4 protein-coding genes and 1 pseudogene are annotated in these 7,099 nt (G+C 70.7%); 3 read left to right on the forward strand and 2 right to left on the reverse strand.

The window, feature by feature from the left end:
• A pseudogene (locus RDU24_RS15630) lies at window positions 1–559 on the forward strand (hypothetical protein); the annotation flags it as partial.
• 6 nt (window positions 560–565) lie between these two features.
• Here the strand turns inward: RDU24_RS15630 and RDU24_RS15635 are convergent.
• Both RDU24_RS15635 and RDU24_RS15640 read right to left on the reverse strand, forming a co-directional pair.
• Window positions 566–766 carry a heavy-metal-associated domain-containing protein gene (locus tag RDU24_RS15635; RefSeq protein ID WP_308736714.1) on the reverse strand — a complete coding sequence of 67 codons (201 nt, stop codon included), beginning with the start codon at window positions 764–766 and terminating at the stop codon, window positions 566–568.
• A gap of 24 nt (window positions 767–790) precedes the next feature.
• Window positions 791–3,343 carry a heavy metal translocating P-type ATPase gene (locus RDU24_RS15640; RefSeq protein ID WP_308736715.1) on the reverse strand — a complete coding sequence of 851 codons (2,553 nt, stop codon included), beginning with the start codon at window positions 3,341–3,343 and terminating at the stop codon, window positions 791–793.
• A gap of 279 nt (window positions 3,344–3,622) precedes the next feature.
• On the opposite strand from RDU24_RS15640, the gene RDU24_RS15645 reads away from it, so the two are divergent.
• Complete coding sequence (locus tag RDU24_RS15645) at window positions 3,623–6,295, forward strand: PAS domain-containing sensor histidine kinase (RefSeq protein ID WP_308736716.1); 2,673 nt, start codon at window positions 3,623–3,625, stop codon at window positions 6,293–6,295.
• A gap of 114 nt (window positions 6,296–6,409) precedes the next feature.
• Entirely contained in the window at window positions 6,410–6,904 is a 495-nt protein-coding gene (locus RDU24_RS15650; RefSeq protein WP_308736717.1) for a hypothetical protein, read from the forward strand.
• Window positions 6,905–7,099 lie beyond the last annotated feature (195 nt).

Below are 7,099 nucleotides of genomic sequence, written 5' to 3' on the forward strand. Positions count from 1 at the left end.
GCCGACTCCCGCGCCGACCCCGGAGCCGACACCCGCGCCGCAGTCCGAACCCGCGCAGCCCCCGCAGCCCGAACCCGCGCTGTCCGAGACCGTCGGCCCGACGGTGGTCACGGCGCGCAAGATCGTCACCGTGCACGGCCAGGCCGGGGCGGTGGCGTCCTATGCCCTGGGCCGAGAGCCCAAGCCGGAGCCGTTGTTTGAGGCGCCGACGCAGCCCGAGGAGGCGTTCCTGGAGCTGCCGGCGGTCATCCGCTCGGAGCGGGGGGAGTTTCTGGGGTTGCCGGGCGGGCAATCCGTGACGCGGCTGCTTGAGGTGCTGCGTCCGGCGGACAGCGCCCCGGCCCTGTGGTTCGCGGAAGGCCCGGAGTCCTGGACCTGCGAGCTGAGCCTCGGCCCGGCGCTGACCCGCGAATTCCTGTTCGAGCGCACCACCACCCCGCGGGGCAACCTTGTGGGGCTCATCCGGCGCGTTGTCAGCCGCTCGGGCTCCGGCGTGGCCGAGGCCACCCCGGCGGAAGTGCAGGAGCTCTTCCGCCAGGTGCGCGACAAGCTGGGCTAGGCCGCCCTACCCAACGACCTCGAAGCCGATCTTCTCGATGGCCTTCTTGACCGTCGCGGCGTCAACAGGCGCGGTCTCCTCGAAGGTCGCCTTGCCGGAGAGCAGGTCGACCTTGACCGACGCGACGCCGGGCAGGGCCTCCAGGGCCTTGGTAACGGACATGACGCAGTGGTTGCAGCTCATTCCTTTCACGGTGATCGTCGTCATGGGGGACTCCTTTTTGTCTTGATGTCAGGCGTTGAAAAAGCGCAGGCGCAGGGCGTTGCCCACCACGGTGACGGAACTCAGGCCCATGGCCGTGCCCGCGAGCATGGGGTTCAGCGTCGGCCCGCCGAAGGCGTACAGGAGCCCCGCCGCCACCGGGATGCCGATGGTGTTGAAGGCGAAGGCCCAGAACAGGTTCTGCCGGATGTTGCGCATGCTGGCCCGGGAGAGCGCCAGCGCCGTGAGCACACCGGAAAGCCCCTCGCGCATGAGCACCACGTCGCCGGACTCCACCGCCGCGTCGATGCCCGAACCCATGGCCAGGCCCACGTCGGCCAGGGCCAGTGCCGGGGCGTCGTTGACGCCGTCGCCCACCATGGCCACCTTGAGCCCGCGCTCCTGCAGCCGCTTGATCCCGTCGGCCTTGCCCTCGGGCAGGACGCCCGCCAGCACCTCGTCGAGCACGCCCCCGGCCTCGCGCGCTTGCGCCGCGATGGCCTCGGCGGTGCGCTCGTTGTCGCCGGTGAGCATGACCGTGCGCAGGCCAAGCAGAGAGAGCCGCGCCAGCACACGCGGGGCCTCGGGCCGCAGCCTGTCGGCCACGCCGAGCACTGCGGCCGGCCGTCCGTCCAGCTCCAGGCAGAGCGGCGTCATGCCCAGGGCCGATTGGCGCGCCACGGCCTCGGCCAGGACGTTCTCCTGCCCGTTGACGTGGGCGAAGCCGGCCCCGGCAAAGGCGGCGTTGCCGATGCGCAGCCGCAAGCCCGAGACCACGGCCTCGATGCCGCGGCCAGGCAGGGAGTTGAAGGAATCCGGCACGGGCACGAACAGGCCGCGCTCGCTCGCCTCGGCCAGCACGGCCTGGGCCAGGGGGTGCTCGGAGCGGCTCTCGGCTCCGGCGGCCAGGGCCAGCAGCTCGTTCTCGGACACGCCGAGGTCCGGCGCGGACACGAAGTCCACCAGCTCGGGCTTGCCGAAGGTGAGCGTGCCGGTCTTGTCGAAGACCACGGCCTGGATGCTCCCGGCGGCCTGGAGCGCCTCGCCGCTCTTGACCAGCACGCCGAGCTGCGCGCCGCGCCCCGTGGCCACCATGATGGACATGGGCGTGGCCAGGCCCATGGCGCACGGGCAGGCGATGACCATCACCGCCGTGAAGATCTTGAGGGCGAAGCCCACGTCTTTCCCGGCCACCAGCCAAGTCAGCGCGGCCAGCACGGCCACGGCCATGACCACGGGCACGAACACCGCGCTGATCCGGTCGGCCAGGTTGGCGATGGGCGCCTTGGACCCCTGGGCCTGCTGCACCAGGTCCACGATGCGCGCCAGCAGGGTGTCCTCGCCGGTCTTGTCGGCCAGCACGGTCAGCGCGCCGGAGCCGTTCAGCGTGCCCGCGGCCACGCGCTCGCCCTGGGCCTTGGGCACGGGCAGGCTCTCGCCGGTGAGCAGGCTCTCGTCCACGGCGCTGACGCCGGTCTGCACCACGCCGTCCACGGGCAGGCGCTCGCCGGGGCGCACCAGCACCACGTCGCCGGGGGCCACCTCGGCGGCGGGCAGGCGTACTTCCTCCGGTGCCAGCTGCTCTTGCCCGGGAGCGGGGGGGCGAAGCACGGTGGCCGTCTCCGGGGCCAGGCTCACCAGGGCGCGCACGGCGTCGGAGGTCTTGAGCCTGGAGCGCGCCTCCAGGTACTTGCCCAGCGAGATCATGGCCAGCAGCACCGCCGCGGACTCGTAGTAGAGGTCCATGGCGCGCATGACAGGCGCGTTGCCGAGCTGGATGAGCACGGTGTTCCACAGGCTGTGGACAAAGGCCGCGCCCGTGCCGATGGCCACCAGCGAGTCCATGTTCGGCGCGCGGCGCAGCAAGGCCGGGATGCCGCGCAGGTAGAACCCGCGCCCGGCCAGCAGCACCGGCAGGGTCAGGAAGAGCTGGGCCAGGGCGAAGGTGGCTGGGGCGTGGTCCGGGTGCAGGAACTGGGGCAGGGGCAGCCCCACCATGTGCCCCATGGACAGGATGAGCACGGGCAGGGCGAAGGCGAAGGCCGGGATGAGCTCGCGCTTCTGGGCGTCCAGGCGCAGGGCGGCTTCGCGGCGGCGTTCCTCGAACAGGGCGGCGGAGCGCGACACGATCTGCGAGCCGAAGCCCGCGTCGTCGATGAGCTGGCGCAGGGTCTGGGCCTTGGTCAGGGCGGGGTCGTAGACGATCTGCGCGGTCTCGGCGGCCAGGTTCACGTCGGCGGAAATCACGCCCTCGGCCGCGCGCAGCACGCGCTCGATGCGGGCCGAGCAGGCCGCGCAGGTCATGCCGGTGATGGCCAGAAAGAGTGTGGCCCCTGCACTCTCACCCTTGGCACCCCCGAAGGGGGCGAAGAGGGCGCCGAAGCCCGCGTCGGCGATGCTGGCGGCCATGGCCTCGACGCTTGTCTGGTCGGGGTCGAAGGTGACGGTGAGGCTCTCGGCTGCCAGGTTCACGTCGGCCTTGGCCACGCCGTCCGTGGCGCGCAGGATGCGCTCGATGCGGGCCGAGCAGGCCGCGCAGTGCATGCCGGTGATGCGCGCCCGCGCGGTGGTTTCTTGCGCCATGTGGCCTCCCTTGCTCGTCAGGAGATAATACCCGGGTGGGGTATGTAAAGACCCCAGCATCCAATATTCCTACGCCCAACAAGCGCCGTGTGCAAGAAGCCGCGAAGTTCGCCCGACCCCATTGCCTCAGCGCCGCGACTACGCTAATCAGGAATGCGGTGCTTATCCCCCCTAAGCCTGGAGTTTCGCGTGGAAGATGACCGCTCTTCACCCCGCACCCCTCCGCCGCGACCCTCGGAGACGTCGCCGCGCCGTCCTTGTTCGCCGGTCAGCCTTCTCGTGACCTTTTCGGCGGCGGGCCTGCTGGCCTTTCTCTTTCGCGACTCGCCCCTGTTCGAGGGCTGGCTGGCAGGAGTGCCGGCGGGCGCGCCCAGGCTCGTGATCCTTGCGCTGGGGCTGGCGCTTGCGGGCTGCCTGCTGTTCCAGGCGGTGTGCCTGCGCCGCGTCAGGGCCAGCCTGCGAGCGTGTGAGGCCGAGGAGGCCCGCTGCGGGGAATTCTCCGAGTCCCACCTGGACAGCGTACTGCGGGCGGCCACCCGTGTCTCGGTCATCGCCACCGACCTGGACGGGGTCATCCGCCTGTTCAACAGCGGGGCCGAGCGCATGCTGGGCTACCGGGCCGAGGAGCTGGTGGGCAGGCTGACGCCCGCCGCCATCCACCTGGCGACGGAGGTGGAGGCCTATGGTGAGGAGCTGTCAAGGCGGCTGGGCCACGCCGTGCAGGGCTTCGACGCCTTTGTGGCCCTGGCGCGGGAGGGCGGGGCCGAGGCCTTCGATGCCCACGAGTGGACCTACGTGCGCAAGGACGGAGGCCATGTGCCGGTGCAGCTCACCGTCACCGGGGTGTACGCGCCCACGGGCGCGCTCACGGGCTTTCTGGGCGTGGCCGTGGACCTGACCGAGCGCAAGGCCCTGGAGGCGGGGCTGCGCCAGGCCCAGGTCTCGGTGGACAACGCCCAGGACCTGATCTTCTGGGCCTCCGCTTTCGACGGCAGGTATGCCTATGCCAACGCCGCCGTCACGCGTCATCTGGGCTACAGCCGCGAGGAGCTGCTCGGCATGACCGTTGTGGACCTGAACCCGGCGCGCACCATCTCCAACTGGCGCGAGACCGTGGAGGAGTTGCGTCGGCTGGAGCGCAAGGTCTGGCAGGGTGAGCTGCGGCGCAAGGACGGGAACCAGCTGCCTGTGGAGTTTCACGTGACGCTCATCAGCCACGAGGGCGAGGAGTATGTGCTCGGCGTGATGCGCGACATCTCCGGCCGCCTGGCCCTGGAGGCCCACCTGCGCCAGGCCCAGCTCAGCATGGACAGGGCGGAGGACCTGATCCTCTGGGTCCGCATCTCCGACCGGAGCATCTGCTACGCCAACGAGGCGGTGTGCCGCAGCCTGGGCTACACGCAGGACGAAATACTGGGCATGGACGCCCGGGCGGTGAACCCGCAGCGCGGCGACAACAACTGGGCGGAGCTGACCCGCACGCTGCGCCAGAGCGGCGTCAGCACCTTTGAGGTGTATTACCGCCGCAAGGACGGCAGCATGTTCCCCGTGGAGACCAAGGCCTCGCTCATCGAGCACGAGGGCGTGGAATACGCGGTGGGCATCGCCCGCGACCTCACCGAGCGCAAGCTGGCGGAGCAGCGCCTTCAGGCCGAGGCGTTGCTGAACCGCAGCCTGGTCCAGGTGTCCCGCGAGCTCATCAGCGCCGAGCCGGACCTTGCGGAGGTCGCGCGGATGCTGCTCCGCAGCGCCCGGGAGATGACCGGCAGCAAGCACGGCTACGTGTCGGTGGTCGACCTCGCCACCGGGCACCTGATGCCGCACACCACCACCGCCATGGTCGCGGGCGACGCCTGCGCCGTGCAGCCGGACCAACCCATTTTCCTGGCGAACCCCGACGGCAGCCACCCCGGCTTGTGGGGCCACGGCCTGAATCTGCGCCAGGGGTTCTACGACAACAACCCGGAGTCGCACCCGAGCGCCCGTGGCCTGCCGCCCGGCCATGTGCCGCTGCGGCAGTTCCTCAGCGTACCCGCCTTGGTCAAGGGGCGGCTGGTGGCCCAGGTCGCCCTGGCCAACCCCGGCCGCGACTTCAACGACGCGGACCTGGCGACGGCGCAGGCCCTGGCGGACATCTTCGCCCTGGGCGTGGAGCAGGTCCTCTCCCGCAGGGCGCTCCTGGAGGCCAAGGACGCCGCCGAGACCTCCAGCCGGGCCAAGGGCGAGTTCTTGGCCAACATGACCCACGAGGTGCGCACGCCCCTGAACGGCGTGCTGGGCATGCTCCAGGTGCTGCGGGCCGGCGCCCTGGACGAGTCCCAGCAGGAGTCCGTGGACGTGGCCATGCAGTCCGCAGAGCGCCTGCACCTGCTCTTGAGCAACGTGCTGGAATACGCCCGGCTGGAAGCCGACCAGAACATTCCCGTGGATTGCCGGAGCTTCCCGGCCGGGGATCTGTTGAAGGCCCTGGACGCGGCGGCGGGCCGGAAGGCCAGGGCCAAGGGGCTCGGCTTCGAGGCCGTGGTCGAGCCAGGCCTGCCGGAATTCCTGCGCTCCGACGCGGCGCTCCTGCGCCAGTGCCTGGAGCACCTGCTGGACAACGCGGTGAAGTTCACCGCCAGCGGGTCGATCCGGCTGAGCGCTGGCCCGGGCGAGGGCGGCCCGGCTGCGGGAGGTCTGGATGCGGCGCGGGTGGCCTTCCGGGTGGAGGACACGGGCATCGGCATCCCCGCCGAGGCCGCGGAGTCCCTGTTCGGGGCGTTTGTCCAGGCGGATGCGGGCATCAACCGCGTTTACGGCGGCGCCGGGCTTGGCCTGGCCATCGCGCGCAGGCTGGCCAGGCGGCTTGGCGGCGACATCCAGGCCCGGCCCCGCGAGGGCGGCGGCACTGTCATGATATTGACCGTGCTGGCCGATTGCTCCACCCCCACCCCTTCGGCCCCTTCCTCCTGAGGCAAGCACTGGCCTGAATCGGCGCGCCTTGGCGCGATCCTTGCTTTGCTCCGGCGGGGACCCCGCGCCCGCCTCGCAGGCGCCGGCAGACCACTCCCCTCAAGGAGGACACCAATGACAAGGCCCCTTCAGGTCGCCATCCTGCCCGCCATGGCGGCGGCCCTGTTCTTCTCCCTGGCCGCCCTGGCCTCACAGCGCGGCGAGTTGACGGAACTTAAGCGCTATTCCCAGAACGAGTACCGCGCCGAAGTGGCGCAGCTGGTCGTGTCCGATCCGGAGTACCTGCGCCGTCTGGAGGAGCTGAGCGTGCCCAACGCCGTGGTCACGGTGACGGCCTACAACGCCGACCCCGCCCAGACCGACAGCGACCCGGACATCGCCGCGAGCATGCGCCGGGTGAAGCCCGGCACCATCGCGGTGTCGCGCGACCTGTTCGACCGGGGCTGGGTGTTTGGCCGCAAGGTGCGGCTGGAAGGCATCGGCATCTACGAGATCAACGACCTCATGGCCACCCGCCACAACCGCGCCGTGGACATCTTCATCCACAGCAACAGCCAGGCCCTGGCCTTTGGCAAGCGCCGCATCAAGGCCGCGCTGCTGAACATCTAGCGGCAGGTCATTTCCGCCGCGCAGGCGGCAATGAAAAAGGCCCGCCCCGGTTTCGTCCGGAGCGGGCCTTGTGCGTTTGGTGCGAAAGAAGCCTAGGGCTTCTTGGCTTCGGCGGGCTTGGCAGCCTCGGCGGCCGGCTTGGCGGCTTCGGCCGGCTTGGCGGCGTCAGCGGGCTTGGCGGCGTCAGCGGGCTTG

Origin of the sequence: Humidesulfovibrio sp., assembly GCF_031082295.1 — a bacterium.
Taxonomy (GTDB): domain Bacteria; phylum Desulfobacterota; class Desulfovibrionia; order Desulfovibrionales; family Desulfovibrionaceae; genus Humidesulfovibrio.

What these genes read in the sequence shown, in the direction of transcription:
- RDU24_RS15650 (WP_308736717.1), top strand. Translation starts at nt 6,410, where the DNA reads ATGACAAGGCCCCTTCAGGTCGCCATCCTGCCCGCCATGGCGGCGGCC.
- RDU24_RS15640 (WP_308736715.1), bottom strand. Translation starts at nt 3,343, where the DNA reads ATGGCGCAAGAAACCACCGCGCGGGCGCGCATCACCGGCATGCACTGC.
- RDU24_RS15635 (WP_308736714.1), bottom strand. Translation starts at nt 766, where the DNA reads ATGACGACGATCACCGTGAAAGGAATGAGCTGCAACCACTGCGTCATG.